Source organism: Paenibacillus sp. PAMC21692, from assembly GCF_014303795.1.
Lineage (GTDB): Bacteria > Bacillota > Bacilli > Paenibacillales > Paenibacillaceae > Pristimantibacillus > Pristimantibacillus agaridevorans.
This window is the reverse complement of the sequence record NZ_CP060293.1, coordinates 2943842-2961908: the sequence shown is the minus strand read 5'-3', so window position 1 is coordinate 2961908 and position 18067 is coordinate 2943842. Positions and strand designations below refer to the sequence as shown.

The 18067-nt window shown below is 56.5% G+C and carries 13 protein-coding genes; 1 reads left to right on the top strand and 12 read right to left on the bottom strand.

Annotated elements, in window-relative coordinates; translation table 11 throughout:
* Positions 1-60: 60 nt before the first annotated feature.
* Complete coding sequence (locus H7F31_RS11565; protein WP_187104307.1) at positions 61-1245, bottom strand: acetyl-CoA C-acetyltransferase; 1185 nt, start codon at positions 1243-1245, stop codon at positions 61-63.
* Between the two features lie 1002 nt (positions 1246-2247).
* Here H7F31_RS11565 and H7F31_RS11560 point away from each other — a divergent pair.
* Positions 2248-2634, top strand: a complete 387-nt coding sequence (locus H7F31_RS11560; protein WP_187104306.1) for a hypothetical protein — start codon at positions 2248-2250, stop codon at positions 2632-2634.
* Between the two features lie 1199 nt (positions 2635-3833).
* On the opposite strand, the gene H7F31_RS11555 is transcribed toward H7F31_RS11560, so the two are convergent.
* From H7F31_RS11555 to H7F31_RS11505, 11 genes are read right to left on the bottom strand one after another with little or no spacing between them, the layout of a single operon-like run.
* Positions 3834-6563: an S-layer homology domain-containing protein gene (locus tag H7F31_RS11555; protein WP_187104305.1), complete on the bottom strand. Its 2730-nt coding sequence runs from the start codon at positions 6561-6563 to the stop codon at positions 3834-3836.
* A gap of 30 nt (positions 6564-6593) precedes the next feature.
* The gene (locus H7F31_RS11550) at positions 6594-8384 is read right to left on the bottom strand and encodes a beta-galactosidase (RefSeq protein WP_187104304.1); all 1791 of its coding nucleotides are present in this window, start codon (positions 8382-8384) and stop codon (positions 6594-6596) included.
* 12 nt (positions 8385-8396) lie between these two features.
* A complete protein-coding gene (locus tag H7F31_RS11545) occupies positions 8397-10406 on the bottom strand; it encodes an ATP-binding protein (RefSeq protein WP_187104303.1) in 2010 nt (669 codons plus the stop codon).
* A 23-nt stretch (positions 10407-10429) separates the two neighbouring features.
* Positions 10430-11311, bottom strand: a complete 882-nt coding sequence (locus H7F31_RS11540) for a carbohydrate ABC transporter permease (protein ID WP_187104302.1) — start codon at positions 11309-11311, stop codon at positions 10430-10432.
* A gap of 16 nt (positions 11312-11327) precedes the next feature.
* Positions 11328-12230 carry an ABC transporter permease gene (locus tag H7F31_RS11535; protein WP_187104301.1) on the bottom strand — a complete coding sequence of 301 codons (903 nt, stop codon included), beginning with the start codon at positions 12228-12230 and terminating at the stop codon, positions 11328-11330.
* Complete coding sequence (locus tag H7F31_RS11530) at positions 12227-12604, bottom strand: sensory rhodopsin transducer (protein WP_087566260.1); 378 nt, start codon at positions 12602-12604, stop codon at positions 12227-12229. The genes H7F31_RS11535 and H7F31_RS11530 overlap by 4 nt, the downstream gene beginning before the upstream one ends.
* 15 nt (positions 12605-12619) lie before the next feature.
* Positions 12620-13843 (bottom strand): M24 family metallopeptidase, encoded by a 1224-nt coding sequence (locus H7F31_RS11525; protein WP_187104300.1) that lies wholly within the window; start codon positions 13841-13843, stop codon positions 12620-12622.
* Positions 13840-15342 carry a hypothetical protein gene (locus tag H7F31_RS11520; RefSeq protein ID WP_187104299.1) on the bottom strand — a complete coding sequence of 501 codons (1503 nt, stop codon included), beginning with the start codon at positions 15340-15342 and terminating at the stop codon, positions 13840-13842. The genes H7F31_RS11525 and H7F31_RS11520 overlap by 4 nt, the downstream gene beginning before the upstream one ends.
* Positions 15343-15347: 5 nt before the next feature.
* Positions 15348-16196: an amidohydrolase family protein gene (locus H7F31_RS11515; RefSeq protein WP_187104298.1), complete on the bottom strand. Its 849-nt coding sequence runs from the start codon at positions 16194-16196 to the stop codon at positions 15348-15350.
* Positions 16193-16978, bottom strand: a complete 786-nt coding sequence (locus H7F31_RS11510; RefSeq protein WP_187104297.1) for an amidohydrolase family protein — start codon at positions 16976-16978, stop codon at positions 16193-16195. Before H7F31_RS11510 ends, H7F31_RS11515 begins: the two co-directional genes overlap by 4 nt.
* Entirely contained in the window at positions 16965-18065 is a 1101-nt protein-coding gene (locus tag H7F31_RS11505; RefSeq protein WP_187104296.1) for a phosphotriesterase family protein, read from the bottom strand. The genes H7F31_RS11510 and H7F31_RS11505 overlap by 14 nt, the downstream gene beginning before the upstream one ends.
* Positions 18066-18067 lie beyond the last annotated feature (2 nt).

Sequence of the window (18067 nt, the reverse complement as noted above, 5' to 3'; positions counted from 1 at the left end):
TGCAACGGCCGCAACTCTACGATCGCTCCACTCCCGGCAGACAACAGGGCCATAAACGAGCTACATGACCTCGAGCAAAACCGCATCCCCCTGCGCGGTTCCGCTGCATATGGCCGCAACTCCCAGACCGCCGCCCCTACGGCGAAGCTCCATCACGAGCGTCAATGCGATGCGCGCCCCGCTTGCTCCGACGGGATGTCCGAGCGCAACCGCTCCTCCGTTTACATTCACCTTGGATGGAACGCATCCCAGCATACGCGCGCTTGTTAGAGTGACAGCCGCAAATGCCTCGTTTATCTCGAACAAATCAATGTTCTGGACAGAATGGCCGCTTCGGTCGAGCAGCTTACTGATGGCAGCAGCCGGGGCCGTCGCAATGTAAGGCGCCTCCAGCGCCGACGCGGCGTGACCTACAATGCGGGCTATTGGCTTAAAGCCAAGCTCATTCGCCTTATCTTGCGACATCAGCAGCAGCGCGGCTGCGCCGTCGTTCACCCCTGGCGCATTTCCCGCCGTGATCGTGCCGTCAGCAGCAAAAACGGGCGCCAAGCGCGATAGCGCTTCCGCACTCGTATCGGCTCGAGGAGCTTCGTCGCTTTCGATAACGTTCTCCGCCCCATGCTTGCCTGGCGTACGAATGGCCACAATTTCTTCGCGCAGCTTACCGTCCTGCATAGCACGTATCGCTCTCTGATGACTGAGGAGCGCCCACTCGTCCTGTTCCTGCCGAGTTATGTTATATTCCCGTGCCACCTTGCTGCCGTGCACAGCCATATGCACTTTATCGAACGGGCATTGCAGCCCGTCGTGAAGCATCAAGTCGACGATCGTCGCATTGCCAAGCCGACTGCCCCAGCGCATCCCGGGTATGGCATGCGCCGCCTGGCTCATGCTTTCCATACCGCCTGCAACGACTATGTCGGCATCTCCCGCTCGAATCATTCCGTCCGCCATCGTAATCGCCCGAAGCCCTGACGCGCAAACCTTATTAATCGTCTCGGCAGGTGTGCTCCATGGCAATTCTGCATATCTCGCCGCTTGTCTCGCGGGATTTTGTCCAGCCCCTCCCTGTAAAGCCATGCCCATGATGACGTGCTCTACCTGATCCGGCCGCAGTCCCGCACGGCATACAGCCTCTCTGATGGCTTCACCCCCCAGTTGAACGGCCGTGATTTCCTTGAACACACCGCCGAGCTTGCCAAAGGGCGTCCTTGCTCCGCTGACGATAACGGTTGTCGAAGCCATGCTCCCATCCCCTCTCGCCTTGGCGATTGCTGCGCAACTTATGGTCCCCGCTCGTTCATGTGACGCTTCGGATCATAGGCTGCCTAGTGATCCGGCATTTGTGCCGTTTCGGATCGTAGTCTGTCTAGTGGTCCAGCACTTGTGACGTACAAGCTATCTATACTCCAATCTATCTGTTTATCCATACTTATGTTTGCGACGCCGGCAACATGATATTTGTTGTTCACGGTACGTGCCCTGGACTCGCACCATTCAAATGCAGATATCAACGCTCGCCATGGGATTTTACGTCTGCTGCGCCGACATAACTTCCATAAAAGCAGTGCTGACGACGGTTTAGATCGGTCGTGCCGACTTAAACTCCATACAGGCGGCGCTGCTGGCGTTTTAGATCGATAGCGCCGACTTAAACTCCATAAATGCGACGCCGCTGGCGTTTTAGATCGGTCGCGCCGATCTAATCACCGTTAAAGCGGTGCTGAAGACGGTTTAGATCGGTCGTGCCGACTTAAACTCCATACAGGCGGCGCTGCTGGCGTTTTAGATCGATAGCGCCGATCTAAACTCCATAAAAGTCGCGCCGCTGGCGTTTTAGATCGGCCTCGCCGACCTAAGCTCCACACATGCGGTGCTGCCGACGTTTTAGATCGGCCGCGCCGACTTAAACTCCATAAAAGTCGCGCTGCCGACGTTTTAGATCGATCGCGCCGACCTAAACTCCGTAAAAGCGGTGCTGCTGGCGTTTTAGATCGGCCGCGCCGACTTAAACTCCATAAAAGCGGCGCTGCCGACGTTTTAGATCGGCCGCGCCGATCTAATCACCGTAAAAGCGGTGCTGCCGACGGTTTGGATCGATCGCGCCGACTTAAACTCCACAAGGCGGCGCTGCTGAGCCCCCCGTGACATAAGCCGTATTAAGCCCCTACCCCGCTATTCATACAATCTATTAAGACGAGTTCGGAATAGAATATTAGATGCTTAACGGAAAGAGAGGTGTACCAAATGCAACGAATTGCACTAAATGAAGCGGCTTTGCGCCCGTATATCGGCAGAGTGGTTCAAGCAAGACTGAAGGACGGCTCTATGATTCGCGGAACGATCAAAGCGTACAAAAATGGCCGACTCTACTTCTCCTCTATCGACAAGGGTAAAGGGCCGACCTACAATCGTCTCAAAAAACGTCATGCCAAACGAGCCAAAACAAAAGCGCATGTATCGTTTTTCTTCTTCGGCGCGGCCATCGCGCTCGCGTTCATCGCGGCGTTGTTCATCGTTCCGTTCGGCTTCGGCTGGGGAGGCGGTTTCGGCGGTGGTTTCGGCGGCGGCTTCGGTGGAGGATGCGGTTGCGGCGGCGGATGTGGCGGAGCTTGCGGCGGCGGCTTTTATTAACCGATAGACATCTCAGCGGACATCTATAGTTACTGGAAGCACTTAGAAAGTTGGGTTTAGCCTGCAGCCTGCTTATCCTGCGAGATAAGCAGGCTGCAGTCATTCCATGCAGCTACCTCAGATCGCTTTCAACAAGCACCCGTCTCTAGGTAAAAAATCCGTCGACGTCCTTTGGCAGAACAGCATGTTGCATTCCTACTATATACAGTAAGGATGGAACGTTTTTGCAGGGAAAGTACAGCACTGTGCGGTTTAAAGTGTAAGCGTATAAAAACGAACAAAATCACCTGACGGGGTATTAGCAAACTCATATGCGATCTACCGCCCAACTCGCTCCCTTTCTTCCTTTTCTTTTCTCCACCATACGTTTGCGTTTCACTGACTTTGCCAGCATAGTGGTTGCAAATCTTGTACTTTTCGGCTTCACAGAAGCTATTTTCGCCTATGGACGCTAATCGGAGTTACTTTCCGGTCCATGGGCGTTTTTAACGCCTACAACTGCTCGTTCGCCTACCTTTTAGAGCCATAAGCGTTACTAGCGCTTATGGACGCTAATCAGAGTTACTTTCCGGTCCATCGACGTTTTTAACGCCTACAACTGCTCGTTCGCCTACTTTTTGGAGCCATAAGCGTTGCTAACGCCTATGGACAATAATCAGAGTTACTTTACGGTCCATCGGCGTTTTTAACGCCTACAGCTGCTCGTTCGCCTACTTTTTGGAGCCATAAGCGTTACTAACGCTTATGGACACTGATCAGAGGTACTTTACGGTCCATCGGCGTTTTTAACGCCTACAGCTGCTCGTTCGTCTACTTTTTGGGGCCATAAGCGTTACTAACGTCTATGGACGCTAATCGGAGTTACTTTCCGGTCCATGGGCGTTTTTAACGCCTACAACTGCTCGTTCGCCTACTTTTTGGGGCCATAAGCGTTATTAATGCTTATGGACGCTAATCAGAATTACTTTCCAGTCCATCGGCGTTTTTAACGCCTACAGCTGCTCGTTCGCCTACCTTTTAGAGCCATAAGCGTTACTAGCGCTTATGGAAGCTAATCAGAGTTACTTTCCGGTCAATCGACGTTTTTAACGCCTACAATTGCTCGTTCGCCTACTTCCTATTCAACGAAAAAAGCCGAGCAAGGAAATCCCGCGCTCAGCTTTTCTCGCCCTGTACATGCGGTTATATCTTCATCCTCTTTATGACTCCCGCGCTATACCAAGCAGCTTCAGAATGGCCTCCACGGCCTCCACGCGAGTGGCGGCGGTCCGAGGCTGGAACAAGTCGCCTTGGCTCAGCTCCATAATACCGCCTCCCACGACTTGATTGACGGACGCCCGTGCCCAGTCCGCGACAGCCGCTTCGTCCTGATAGGCGACGGACTCATCCGGCACAAGTGGCGGAGCATCCGCCCCTGCCAAGTACGCATAAGCACGGACAAGCAAAGTCGCCATCTGTTCTCTGCTGATCGTCCGATCGGGGGCGAACCGCTCGCCGTCTACTCCGTTTATAAGGCCGGCCTCGTATGCCGCCCCTACCGCCCTGGCGTGCCATACGCCGGCAGCGACATCGCGGAACGGCGGCGCTTGGCCTGCAGCCGGCAGCTCCAGCGCACGGACAAGCATCGTTACGAATGCCGCCCGGGTGACGGGCGCTTGCGGCTTAAAGGTTTTGTCCGCATAACCGGTGACGATGCCGCGTTCCAAGGCTTCCGCTATCGCCTCCCATGCGGGATGGCCCTCTGCAATATCGTCGAACAACGGCGCCCGCTCGCTTTCGCTGTTGTCATCATCGTTGTCTTCTTTGATTTGGCCGTTGTCGCCACCGTTGTCCTCTTCGGTCTCGCCGCCTGATGCAGGCGGATCTGCCGGCGGCACGTATCCATTCGACGCATATATCGTCGATGCAGTCCGCTCCAGCAGTCCATGCTCTTCATCGTTGGCGTCGACGGCGACCACCTTGAACCCATAGGATGTTCCCGATGCGAGGCCGCTCACCGTATACGTCAGCACATCGCCCGCGACGCTCCCTTGCAAGCCACCGTTGGCATAAATTCGATACCCTGCCGCTTCGCCGCCGGCAGCAGCGGCCGGCCAAGTCAGCCTAATGCTTGACGTGGTAGCCTGGCTGGCCGCCAGCTCGCTGCCTTCCTCCCATGCAGGAGCCGCGCTTGGAGCAGGCGGCGCGGGCAGCGCATACAGTCTGCCTTCGCCAGGTTCAAAGCTGGCCGTCAACACGCCCGTCGTCGTATTATAGGAAGTTCCGACTTCAAGGCCGGTTGTCTTGGAAATTTCGGTTACGGCCGTTGGTGTGCCGGATAACGTAAAGGAAGCTGCATGGGCATCCTCCATATCCTTGTTGACGATCATCACGTACTCACGTCCGTCCTCATCCTCCAGCAGCGAAACGATCATCGGCATTTCCGGTGCGCCGGTTGTCGGCTGCCAGAAAAAACCGCTTGGCAATGCCGTCGTGTATGGGGGCGTTCCGCCGGTTTGGTAAACCTCCTTGGAGGTAAGGCCAAGCAAGGTAGAACCCAGATTCAACACTTCCGCGTTAACATCCTGGGCATAATAATACGTATCGTTTTTTGTACCGTCCGGCAAAATCAATCCGTTGTCCATGCCGTCCGGCGTATAGTAAGTAAAGTAGACATAACCTTTGGCCCCATAGGCCAAGGAAGAATAAATCTGGAAGCGCATCTGCTCTTCCGACGGCTCGATCATATTGTAATAGTCGTATTGCATCGCCTGGATATACACCCATAAGTCGGTATCGTACAGCAAGGATCGCTCGCGATAATATTCCAACTGCAAGTACCAAGCCTCATCGAAGCCGGTGCTATAGAACGGATAATGGTCGAACGAGATGATATCGGGATTGGTATCCAGCCAGCCGTTGACGTAATCCTGGTAGCTGCCGCGCAGCGGATCGTCCGTGCCGCTGTAATAGTGCATGCAAGTCGGACATAATCCATACAGATTGGTGTATACCATATGATCCGGGTCGAGCGTGCGAATCAGCTCCGTGGCGGATTGCAGATGCGGGAACTGGTCGCCGAACGGTTCATCCACCAGATTATAGCCGAGCAAGGCGGGATGGTCTTTATAATGATTGACATAAGTGGTGAAGAAATCATCCGATGAACGGCCCGTCGGCGAAAAAGCGGACCAATTGCCTCCCCCGTCTTTCGGAAGCGTCATCTGAAAATAGAGATCGTTGCCGGCCGCCACGCCGTTCACATAGAGATCGCCATCACCGTACTGTTCTCCCGTACTGGCGAGGAACGGGCCCAAGTCCGTGACAGAATCCGTCGTCAGCTCAAAATAATAGTCCGTCTCGGCCGCCACGACGGCCCCGTTAATCGTAAATTCCGGGAAGTCCGTCACCACGGGACCGGACAGCGTGGATGTCGCGATATGCGTTGTTTTGGCAGGGCTATCGTAAATGTCGACCGTAACGGACTTCCCTGCCGGCCAAGCACCCGCTTTCTTGAAGCTAAGCTTCCAGACCGCCATCCCGGTAGCGTCCGGGGTCGTAAACGTCTGGCCGAGCGCCCGATCATTGCGCAGATACAGACTTGCATCCGTATCGTCGTTTTGGGAGATCCACTCCGATTGGTACCAGCGGATGCCGGTGTCCGTCACCAAAATTTTCAAATCGTTGTTTTGGGCCATCTTCAGCGCCCAATCCGTAGTCGCGGGCGTCGTCATCAGATTGGTGGACACGATGAAATTGGCATTCATCGCCCGAATATCCCCATATGCGCTATCTGTGGTATCACTGGGCGGCGGATTGTGGAAAATGCCGATCGGGAATTCGCCGTCGACGGTTGGCGTCGGGTTCGAGCTGGCTCCGGCCGTCAAGCCGGAGAATAAGGTCAATACAAAGGCTAATGCGGCAATGATGGGCAAGCGAATGCGTCTCATAACAAGCTTCACCTCTTCGATTGGAATGGACTAACCTTCAATGCGATAGAGCTTTCCTTCGCCTGGGCGAAGACTAACACTCAGCACCCCCGTCTCTTTGTCGTAGTCGGCTTCCGACAGTACTCCCACCTCCTCTTGTTGATGCCACTTTTTGCCGTCCTCGTTTCTCCATTCGTGAATGAATTCGGGCTTGGCGAGGAAGCGCAAGCGGGCATCCTGCACCTCTAGCAGTTGTTTGCTTACGATCATAACGAATTTGTCGCCGTTCTCCGCCGTAAAGAGCGAGATAATCAATGGCGGCGACTGCTCCGAATGGTCTCCTCCCTCCGCCAGCTCGATGCCGGATTGCGGCATGAGCTCCCGCGTGGCCGGGGGCAAGCCTCCGGTATGATAGACATGGTCCAGCGTCAGGTTCAACAAGGCAGGTCCAAGCTTCTGCACCTCGCGATTGATCGCGGCCGCGTATTGAAACGTATCGTTGCGCGTGCCGTCCGGCAGCAGGAGGCCGTTATGAAAACCGGTTTCGCCATTGGTATGCGGCGTTTCGTACGTAAAATAAATATAGCCTTTGGCCCCGTAAGCAAGCGATGAGTAGACATGGAACCGCATTTCATGTTCGGTCGGCTTGGCGATATGGAAGGTATCGTACGCGACCGATTGGATATATACCCACAGGTCCTTGCCATAAGCCGCGCACTGCTCGCGCAGAAATTCCAACGTCTGATAATGCACCTTCTCGTCCAAGCCGCTCGTCAGGAAGGGGTAGTAGTCGTAGGACATTAAATCCGGGTTCGTATCCAGCCAGTCCGTCACGTAGGCTTCGTAACGCATCGGCGGCGTGCCCTCGAGCGAGAAATAATGTTCCCCCTCATCGTTAAGCGCATAATGATTGACATACACCAGCCGATCCGGATCCAGCGCCTTAATGGCTTGCGTCGTTCCATGCATGCTGGAGTAGATTTCGCCGAACGGCTCGTCGATCAGGTTGTATCCCAGAAGGGCCGGATTGTCCTTGTAATGACGCACGAAGGTGCGCACGAACTCATCGGACGGACGGCTATCCGGCGCAAACGCCGAAATCGAGCCCCCTCGCGGAGTGGCCAACGTCAGTTGGAAATAGAGATCGCATCCCAATTCATCGCATCCCCTGTAGGCCGCGCCTCCGCTATAAGCATCCTCCCGGCTGGTCAGCAGCGGACCGATCGGCTTATCGCTCTCCGTCGACAGCTCCATGTAATAAGCCGTTTCGGGCGCCAGCGCAAAACGGTCGGCTTCCCGCGACTGCGGGAAGTTGGCAAATACGAATTCCGGGTAGCGGGTACCTGCCGCCGCATGCCAACTGGATGCGGCAACCAATTCATTCTTGCCTGGGCTATCGTAAACCGTGAGACGCAGCGTCAGCGATTCATCTTCCGGCGGCTCGCCCAGCTTGAAGGATACGAAGGCGAGCTTGAGCCCTTCCACCGCCGGCGTCGTAAAGGTCTGCCCAATCGGCTCGCCCTTCCGCACGAACAGGGCGGAGCCGTCATCGGCATCCTGCGCGATCCATTCGCATTGCACCCATCGGATGCCGGTGTCGGTCACGAGCATTTTCAGCCCGTTGGCCTCCGCCTGCTCCAGCGCCCAATCGGTACGGGCCGGCGTCGTTATTTCATTGGTCGCGACGACCAAATTGGCATTCAGCTCGCGTATGGCTGCATAGGCGGCATGGGACGTATCCGCAGGCCCCGGGATGTGGAAGACGCCAATTGGAAACTGGCCGTCCACGTCCCACCTCTTGCCCTTAGTCACCGCGCCATTGCGATTTTCATGAGCGTTCATTTCTTCACCTCGTTATGGATTGGTAAACAGATCGACGACCGTAATTCCCCTGCCCGGCACCTGCGTCGTAAACCGGTTGCCTTCGGGAAACAGCGGCACGCCGGGAAAATCGGTGACAACCTCGAGCTTGCCGATCGGCTGCGCCGCCTCGACTTGCACCGCCCGATATTTGGCATTCAAATTGCGGATGAACAGACGGTAATGCCCGTTGTCCATCAGGAATGCCGCCAGCGGTGACATCTCCGCAGATCGGGTTACCCTGGGCGCGCAAGCTAATTCGTTCAGCGCTTGTACGCAATCGCCGACGAAATCAGCGGGAAGCGGCGCATAAGCCAAAGGCTGGATCCAGCTCAGCTTGTCATCCGTCTCATCGTCGGCCAACTCCGCGGCCAGTCCGCCGGAAATTGCTTTGACGATGCGTCCCCCGGCTTCCCTGACAATCGCGCACCACTCGTTCCGACTGCCCTCCATTTCCATGCCATGCCGGCTCAAGGCCGACTGCATCCGATCATCCAGCTTGGCAATGAGCAAAGCCCCGCCCGCCGTATAAGACAATGCCTGATCAAGCTGTTCATCGGGCCACAGATGCAAATCGGCCATGCAGATATTTCCCGTGATCCCCTCCAGTTGTTCGGCTCGCGCAATGGCGCCCATCGACGCTCCTTGCTCAATCAGGCTTTGCAAAAACTTGTGCGCCGGCCATTGCCTATTGTCCGAATATTGCGCCAATGACGGATACAAGGCCGCATCGCTCCAAACAAAGGTGGCTCCCGCAACCTGCCGCGGCTCGCCGGCGAAAGCAGATTGCCAACGTCCGTTGATCCAGGCCCAGTTGCGCGCTTCGATGCCATCGCCCAGGCAGGCCAGGAAGCCGTCAGCGCAGCGGCGCAGCTCGCCCGGCTCATGCAGATAGACGTTGGCCAACGTATAAATATCCCGTTCGATCAAGGTCGGGGCATGGCTAAGCACGTCCCATTGCTCCGTCGTATCTTGAATGCCGTTAAGGCAAATCAGCTTCGTATCGGGAACATACGCCTTCAGCGCGAGCAAGGTAGCCATAAACTCCGTGCTTGGCTCATATTCGATGCCATCCGCGCCGGCCGACAGTCCCGCAGCTCCGGATTCCACGATAAAGCCGTCTATCCCGGCTTCCACCAGCAGCCTGTAATCGACTCCGTAGCGATACAAAGCCTCGAACGGCTCGCGCGTCCAAGCCGTATTCAGGTAGCCGGTTTTGCCCATCCGCCGCAGCTCCGCCATCGTCTTGCGCCAGAACCCGGCCCAGCGGCGGGCATAAAACCCGATCCATGCCATTCGCTGCCGCTTCCAAATCCAATCCGCGCGCCGCTGCATCGCGGCCGCATCGCCATCGCAGTTCAGCTCGAGCTCTGGCTCAAGCGCCACGCCGCTTTCGGCGAGGAATTGCCCCACCATATCGTCAGAATAATCGGCATCAGCCAGACTGAGTCGCGGGCTCGTATAGCCATCCCCCCCATGCAGGCCGTCAAAGCCGAAATCGGCAATGACGCGCGCCAGATCGGCGACAAACAAATCTTCGTATAACGTTCCGTCCTGGAGCCGTTTGAGCGGATTTATGACCGGGAAAGCCTCGCCCGAGCCGCGCATTTCATACAGCTCCGGGTGGGCCGAGCACCATCGGCTCGCCGCTTGCTTGCCGTTGTCCCGGTACAGGAACAGGTTAAAGAAGCTGCAATAGACGGCAATGCCATGGCTCCGCAGCTGCTCTACCAAGCCGCGCAGCTGCCAATTGCTCCACGGCTGGCGATTGCGCTCCTTGCCGTAAGGTCTGGCGGCATAAGAGCATGCCTCGATTGGCAGCTCCCACTCCCGCTCCATGCCCCCATGACCGTGCAGGAAATCGGGGGTAAACAGCAATAGCGATACGGCTTCGGGTACGAATCCCGCGTTCTCCAAATAATCGGCCACCCCGAAGTCGGGCGCCCCATGGTCGAATCCGATCAGCTCGATCCAGATCCATCTCTCGTAAGGCTGCGTTTTCATAGCTCTCCTCCGCTGGCTCATCCTTATCCTTTGACGCTGCCGAGTACAATTCCCTTGACGAAAAAACGTTGCAAAAACGGGTACACGAGCAAGATCGGCAACGCGCCCAAAAAGATCTGGGCCGCACGGGTCGTGCGTTCGGATATTTGGATAATGCCGCTTAAATTGGTGGGGTCCATCTTCATGGGATTGCTGTTGATGACCATTAATTGCAAATAGGTGGACAGCGGGTAACGATCCGGGAAATTCATATAGATCAACCCGTCAAACCAAGAGTTCCAGTGCCCCACCAGCGTAAACAAGGTGATGGTCGCGAGTACCGGCATCGACATGGGGACAAACATCCGCCACAGCACCGTCCAATGGCCCGCCCCGTCCATAAACGCCGACTCCTCGATCTCCCTCGGCAAACCCCGGAAAAAATTAAGAAGCAGGATGACATTGAATACCGGCACGGCTCCCGGCAGCACGAGCGCCCAGATCGAATCCAGCAGTCCGGTATTCGAGACGATCAGATAAACCGGAATGAGGCCGCCGCTGAACAGGATGGTGAAAATAAAAAACCAGGCGTATACCGTGCGCAGGCGAAAATCGTGACGTTCCTTGGCCAGCGGGTAAGCGCATAATAACGAGATCAACATGTTGATCGTATAGCCGATGGCGATGCGTTGCATGGTAATGCCGAAGGATTGGATGAACTCCCGTTTCCCAAGAATGTACTTGTAGGAGGCCATCGTGAAGTCCACCGGCCAGAATTTGACCAGTCCGGCGGATGCCGCCGGGCTGGAACTGAACGAAATGGCCAATACCTGAATCAGGGGAAACAGGCATAACAGCGACAGTAGAATAAGAAACGTATAATTGCAAAAAACGAATATCTTTCTGCCCAGAGATTGAACATGCATAACCTTTTCCCCTTCCTCAGAAAATGCGGTAGTTAGCTAGCCGGTAAGCCAAATAATACGAAATCGAAATCAGCACAAGCGATACGCAGGATTTGAAAAAACCGATTGCGGTCGCCACGCCGAACTGGGCATCCACCAGGCCGATGCGATAAATCAACGTATCGAGAATATCGCCGCTTTGGTAGACGCTTGGGCTGTACAGGTTAAACACCTGATCGAAACCCGCGTTAAGCACATTGCCGAGACTTAATGTCGCCAGCAGGATGATGATGGGGACCATCCCCGGCAGCGTAATATGCCACACTTGCCGCGTATGGCTGGCCCCGTCGACGATCGCCGCTTCGTACAAAGCCGGATTGATGCCGGTGATGGCCGCCAGGTAGACGATGGTGCTGAAGCCGAACTCCTTCCACACCTCGGAAGCAATCAGCACGCCGGGAAACCAGCTGTTGCTGCCCAGAAAATAGACCGGTTCCAGCCCGATAGCTCCCAGCACCTGATTGACGATCCCTTGGGAAGGCGACAAAATATCGACGAGAATAGCCCCCAAAATGACCCATGACAGGAAATGGGGCAAATAAATCAACGTCTGTACCCCGCGCTTGATCAGGGCGTTCCTCATTTCGTTTAACAACAAAGCAATGGCAATGGGCACGATTTGGCCCACGATTATTTTCATGCTGGCAATAAAAACGGTGTTCCACAGCACTTGCCAGATGTCCGGCATCTGCAGCACGTAGCGGAAATTGTCCAGCCCGATCCACTTGGAGCCGAACAACCCGTTAATCGGCACGAATTTCTGGAATGCGATGACGACGCCCGTCATCGGGATATAACTGTACACGATCAGCAGCAGCGCGCCCGGCAGCAGCATAAAATGCAGGGGCAATTCCCGTTTGGTTTTGGCTTTTTTGTTCATTCGCCGTAACCCATTAATCCGATATACGCCAGATTGGGCTGGGCAATATCCATGCGACCGTATTGCAGCACGACTTCGATATTGCTGCGGAAACGCAAGGAATATTGGCACTGCCGCTCCAGCGCGATGCCTCCGATATCCTCCGGACGGTCCATGCGGAAGCATTTGACCCGCCGCGCCGCTACAGTGAGCGGGATGTTCAGATCGGGCTCGCGATCCTCGTAATAAATATCCATGGCGATATCGGCGTCTTCGTCGTGACAGTTCAGAATCATAATGGCTTCATGGCCTTCGAAAGGTTCGTCCATCACTTTGCCTTTATAGGGGAGATAGCCGTCGATTACATACCAGTTGCGCTTCCCTTGCTTCTCCATGTTGTGATCTCCTTTCTATCTCGCTTCAATGACGCCTTCTTCACGCCAGGTTTTGCTTAGCTGCCGTACCAGCCCGGACATCGACCGATAACCCTCATCCGTAACGAGCAAGCTCTCTTCGATCCGGTTCGAACCATGCGGGTGCCCGAACAAGCTGACATCCGTATTGACCGTCATGCCCGCGGCAAACCGCGCTTCGCTGTGCTCGTCGGGGTACGGCGACTCCGCTTCCGCCAGCCCGCAGCCATGCATCGGGGGATACAGGTCGTATTCGGTTACGCCATGCCGGGTAAACCGTTCCTTCACCGCGCGAACCAGCTGTCCCATCGGAACGCCCGGCTTTAACTCGTTCAGCGCCCCTTCTTCCGCCTCCACCAGGATGTCGATAAACCGCCGCTGGCCTTCCGACATCGTCCCGGCTACAAACGGAAATCCGACGGTGGCGACATAACCTTCGTACTGCACGGCGATTGCCGCCATCACCATGTCTCCGTCCGCAATGACCTTGCGGGTCGGACGGCCGATGATGGTATCGACGCGCGCCCCGGTTGCAAGCACGATAAACGGCATAAACTCCGCGCCTTCCTTCGTGCATTCCCCATAGGCCAGCGCCGCCAGCTCCAGCTCCGTCATGCCGGGTCTCACCTCCCGGATCATCCGCCGGTAGCCCGCATCCGCGATGCGCGCCGCTTCCTGCAGGCAAGCGATCTCGTGAGCGGATTTGGTCATCCGCAGCTCATACAACAGTCCGCCGGCATCCGCCAGCTCCGCTTCTCCCGCGGCCGCCCGAATGATCGCCATAAGCGGCTCCGGGATGTCTTGCAGCCCGGCAATGCCGATGCGCGTAAGCGGCCCCGCCGCGCGAAGCTCCGCGAAAATGGCGCCAAGACTGGCATAATCGGCCCTGGGATATTCGATCGTGTCGGGCACCGTGACGCATGTAAACTCCTGCAGCAGCCTGATATCGCTCCAGGCCGCCATTTCCCTGCACAACTGCTCCCCTTCCGGAGCCGCGATAATAATCGGTGCGCCCGTCGACGGCACCACGGCCGCCCCGCGTTCGAACAGCGGCCAATAGTTGCTTATATAACGCAGGTTTTCCTTGCGGTATTCGTCTCCGTAGACGAGACATGCCTGCATCCCCCGCGATTTCATCAACGCCTGCAGCCGTTCCGCCCGCTCGCGGAACTCCGCCGCCGGGATGGATGCGCCTCCGTCTGTCCGTGCTTCGTTGTTCATGCTTCCCCGCTCCCTTCGTACACCATTTTGCGAATGCCCATAAAGTCGGCTACATGCGCCAACTCGGCGGTCAGGTCGCCGTACCCGATAATGCAGTGATGCGCGAAACCTTCCTTAATGAGCCGCCGCAACAAAAGTTTGATGGGCTGTTCAAACTTGACGACGGCCGTAATTTCCTCGCACGGAATATTTTCGGGAATGTGCAGCGCCTCTCCCCGTACAATCAGCATCTTGTAGCCTTCCGCATCGTTGATCAGATGGCTGACCGTCACGACGCCCGGCTTCAGCGTATATTCGAAGCCAAATCCTGCTCCTTCCAGCCCCCATTGCTCCGGCGATCGGTTCACCTGCACGCTGCCGCGGTCGGCGGCGTACGAGGGATCGGCGAAGCCATGATGGACAATGAGCAGTGCGTTCAGCTCCTCGTCGAACTCGCCCCATTCCGCATAAGCGGGCACTTTGCCCGTCAGCAGATGCATCAGCTTCATGATGATCAACCCATGCACGTCGCCTTCCGTGTTCGTCACGTATTGCGCTTCCTCGTGAAGCAAGGTATGGGCCAAATAAGAGGTCGTTCCCGTCTTCTGCTCCACGTAATGCTGGCCGAGCAGCGTCAAGCCGTCGAGCCGGAAACGCTCCAGCGTATGGCGAAGCGCTACATACATCCGCGCCGACTTGTCCAAATCGTCCTGTCCCACGCCGACAATATTAAATTGCTGCCGCGCGGCGGCGACCGCTTCTTCCGTTTCCTTGTCTCCCGCCTGCTCGTATTGTTCCAGCAAGTGGCTTAATTGGACGGCGATCAGATTGGGACCGAGCGTGCCTTTCACCATCGTCTTGTCATATTCGAAGTCGTACATGCCGCGGAATACATGGCCGATGACGCCCAGGTTCACGCGTTTAAGCTCCTTGTAAGCCTTGAGGGCGCGGGCATAACAGGCTATTTCGCCATACGCGGCTTCATCGTCCAGTGAACCAACCACGACGTGCAAGTCCTTGTACCAGCCCATCTTGCGAAAGGAAGCCGCTAGCTGCATATTGGCAATCAAGGCGCTGTTGCGAATAATGTTTTCATAATTCGTTTTGAGATTGATGCGGTTGTCGCGTTGCGTATTAAACATCAGCACCGGCGCCTGCCGCACATGCTCCAGCAATTGAATCGCCATGTAATCCGGACAATACGTGCCCGCCGCGTAAATGATCAGGTCGACCTGCCGCTCCGCCAGCTCCAGGCCGGCTTGCTCGGCCGCGTCCAGCGTGTCGATCAGCCCCGGCCAGAGTATCTCGCAGAACGGGAGACGCTGCCGCAAATGGTCATGCAAATGTGCCATGTCTCCGGTGACGTTGCCTTTCATCTCCGGGGAGAACATCCGCCAATACTCGAAGAAAGCGACGGTAACCAATCCGATTTTCAGCTTGCCGCCTTGCTCCCGCTTGGACAGCAAATCGCCAAACACATTGCCTCTTGCCGTTTCGAACGATTCGATTAATTGGGTCATTCCATTCATCCTCGCTTTGCTTTTCGCTGCAGCACTCCGCCGACCAGAGCCGCCGCGTTGTGATGTACGATATTGCTTATCTCGCGATCGTCGATGCCGGAGAACAGCACGCTGCCCAGCATGTAGTGCGGATCATACCAAGGGAAATCCGTCCCGAAAACGACCTTCTCGGACGACGCCTCGCGAACCATCTTGGCGATCAGTCCGTTCAAGCGCCCGGTATCGCACAGCTCCAGATAGACATTGGGCAGAGAGGCCGCCGCTTCGATCGCGTAATCCGTTTCTCCCGGTGCGGAATGCCCCATCAGGAAACGAATATTGGGATATTTGACGGCCAGCTCGGCGATCATCCCCGGCGGATTATAGCGGCTGTGCCCCCATGTATGGGAGAGCAGCAGCAGCCCGCGCTCATTGGCAAATTCATAGATCGGCGTAAATCTATCGCCTGTAAGCGGATACTTATGATAGTCCGGCAGCAGCTTGAATCCGACGTAGTTGTCGATTGCATCGTATTCATTCAAATCCTCATTAATTCGATCCAAATAGTGAGGATTAACGGTATAATAACCGTAAATTTTCTTGGGATGATCCGCCATCGCCGCGACAATCTCCCGATTGCCCGCGATGGGATCGAACAACGCGCTATGCGGCGCCGATACGATCCAGTCGATATTCTCCCGCTCCATCTCGGCCAGCATGTGCGGCAGCGGCGCCTCCGGCAAATAAGTGCCGTAGAACGGCCCCATATGCGTATGAATGTCGATAATCGGCAAGCTTTCCAGCCGGCCAAGCTCCATAAATTCCCGTGCAAGCCGGGAACGATTCGCCATCTCGGGTATGCCGGTCCTGCTCATAAGGCCACCTCCCCTAGTAGGCGCAATAAATTACCGCTTGCGATCGCGCTCATCGCCTCCTCCGAGATACCGCTACCGCGGAGCGCCGCCAAGGGTCCGCCGATGGCGTTGCTCGGAAAACCCGAACCGAAGAGCAGCCGCTCCGGGCCGAACAGCCGGCAAATCTCCCGTATTTCGCCCGCGGTCTGCATATCTCCGGTTTCGATGTAGAAGTTCGGGTAAGCCCGGAGCAGCGGGAAGGTCAATCTCGCGTGGCTCCACAATCCGTAATTGGTCAAGATGACCGTGAGATCGGGATATTCCTGCAAGACCTGATAGATCGGTTCCCACCCTTCGCTCGGCGACAAATAAAGCGGGATGCGCATCGACGCGATTTCGCCGAGCAGCGGCTCCATCGCCACGCGCCCGAGCATGTAGCGATTGCGGGCCGGGTAGGCCCGCAGCAGCTTTACGCCGGCCGCCTGCATCGCCGGAAATAGCGCCGACGGCGCATATTCCGGCTCGGTCACTGGCGGAGCGATCGCCCACGAGGGCAGCAGCCGATCGCCCGACCCGGCCGCTTCCGCCGCCGCCAGCTTGTTGCCGTAGCCGGGATCCACATCGATCATGGCATTATGGCTGATGACCGCCTGGTCAATGCCGCAAAAATCGAGCTCCTCGATCAACTCCCTGCCGTCCCGGGCCTGCTTCACCCGCTCCTGCACGTAGAAACGCTCATGGTTGACGATCTCGTAATTGACCGTCCGATAACCGATTGCGCAGCTGGCATCAATGAATTGCATCGCGAGCCTCCTCTGCGGACTCCGAAGCCGCAGGCGACTGCGATGGACGCCCGTCGTCCAGGAAACGAGCCGGATTGACGCGCATCAGCATCTCGATTTCGTCCGCCGCAACGCCTTCATCCTCCAGCATCGGCACAACGTTCGTCAGCATGTGGTCGAAACCCCAGCCTCCGTAATGCCGTAGCGCCGTCTTTAGACAAACGTCGGTGGAAATCATGATCTGATGCGTAAACCCCTCATCGATCAGCAGCTTGATCGTCCGCACCCGGTCGATATCGCGGGCGAACAGCCCCTTCAGCACGCTCCGATGGCGGCGGTCCGCATAAAATTCCTTGCCGAAGTTGTCGAATTCAATAATAGCTCCGGCATGGAGCAGCGCCCGCAAATAATCCAAATGGATATCGACATCGACATGATTGATGCAGATTTTGTCCGGGGGCACGCCTTCGCCCGTCAAGATCCGCATCACCTCCAGCCCTTGCCTCGCCCACAGGTCGGTATGAACGTGGACGCCGAGTCCGGTCTCCTGTTGGGCCAGGGCTGCCGCCAGCAGAGCCTTGCGTTCATCGGGATGAATAACGGCGCTTGTGCCGATCTCCCCGATGACGCCGGCCTTTACCGCCGTGCCGTCCATGCCAAAGCGTATTTCCGCTACCATTTCTTCGGCAATGCCTTCCACCGTCCGCTCCTCCATGTCCGGCGGATGAGAAGCCTGGATATAATAGCCGCAGCCGGCGACGATGTTCAGGCCAAGCTCCCGGGACAGCCCCGACAGCAGGATGGGATCGCGCCCGATATCGCGCAGCGTCAGATCCACGATCGTGCTGCCGCCCGCCTTTTTGAAGGCAAGCAATTCTTGTTTGATGACGTTCTCATCCTCGATCAACGCATTGTCCAGTACGGCATAGGGATTTCGCTGCAGCACGCCCAGGTTGCCCATATGAACCTTCTCTTGCGCCAGCACCTTGCCGGAGATGGACTGCGGCTCGGGAACCAGCTTGCGCAAATCGATAAAGGCATGCTCATGCGGCAATACAATGCCGAGGCGGTCCGCCGATATTTCTCCAGTCACTGTCCTGACAGCCATGC

What these genes read in the sequence shown, in the direction of transcription:
- H7F31_RS11555 (WP_187104305.1), bottom strand. Translation starts at nt 6,563, where the DNA reads ATGAGACGCATTCGCTTGCCCATCATTGCCGCATTAGCCTTTGTATTG.
- H7F31_RS11565 (WP_187104307.1), bottom strand. Translation starts at nt 1,245, where the DNA reads ATGGCTTCGACAACCGTTATCGTCAGCGGAGCAAGGACGCCCTTTGGC.
- H7F31_RS11560 (WP_187104306.1), top strand. Translation starts at nt 2,248, where the DNA reads ATGCAACGAATTGCACTAAATGAAGCGGCTTTGCGCCCGTATATCGGC.
- H7F31_RS11510 (WP_187104297.1), bottom strand. Translation starts at nt 16,978, where the DNA reads ATGCAATTCATTGATGCCAGCTGCGCAATCGGTTATCGGACGGTCAAT.
- H7F31_RS11540 (WP_187104302.1), bottom strand. Translation starts at nt 11,311, where the DNA reads ATGCATGTTCAATCTCTGGGCAGAAAGATATTCGTTTTTTGCAATTAT.
- H7F31_RS11525 (WP_187104300.1), bottom strand. Translation starts at nt 13,843, where the DNA reads ATGAACAACGAAGCACGGACAGACGGAGGCGCATCCATCCCGGCGGCG.
- H7F31_RS11545 (WP_187104303.1), bottom strand. Translation starts at nt 10,406, where the DNA reads ATGAAAACGCAGCCTTACGAGAGATGGATCTGGATCGAGCTGATCGGA.
- H7F31_RS11520 (WP_187104299.1), bottom strand. Translation starts at nt 15,342, where the DNA reads ATGACCCAATTAATCGAATCGTTCGAAACGGCAAGAGGCAATGTGTTT.
- H7F31_RS11530 (WP_087566260.1), bottom strand. Translation starts at nt 12,604, where the DNA reads ATGGAGAAGCAAGGGAAGCGCAACTGGTATGTAATCGACGGCTATCTC.
- H7F31_RS11505 (WP_187104296.1), bottom strand. Translation starts at nt 18,065, where the DNA reads ATGGCTGTCAGGACAGTGACTGGAGAAATATCGGCGGACCGCCTCGGC.
- H7F31_RS11550 (WP_187104304.1), bottom strand. Translation starts at nt 8,384, where the DNA reads ATGAACGCTCATGAAAATCGCAATGGCGCGGTGACTAAGGGCAAGAGG.
- H7F31_RS11535 (WP_187104301.1), bottom strand. Translation starts at nt 12,230, where the DNA reads ATGAACAAAAAAGCCAAAACCAAACGGGAATTGCCCCTGCATTTTATG.
- H7F31_RS11515 (WP_187104298.1), bottom strand. Translation starts at nt 16,196, where the DNA reads ATGAGCAGGACCGGCATACCCGAGATGGCGAATCGTTCCCGGCTTGCA.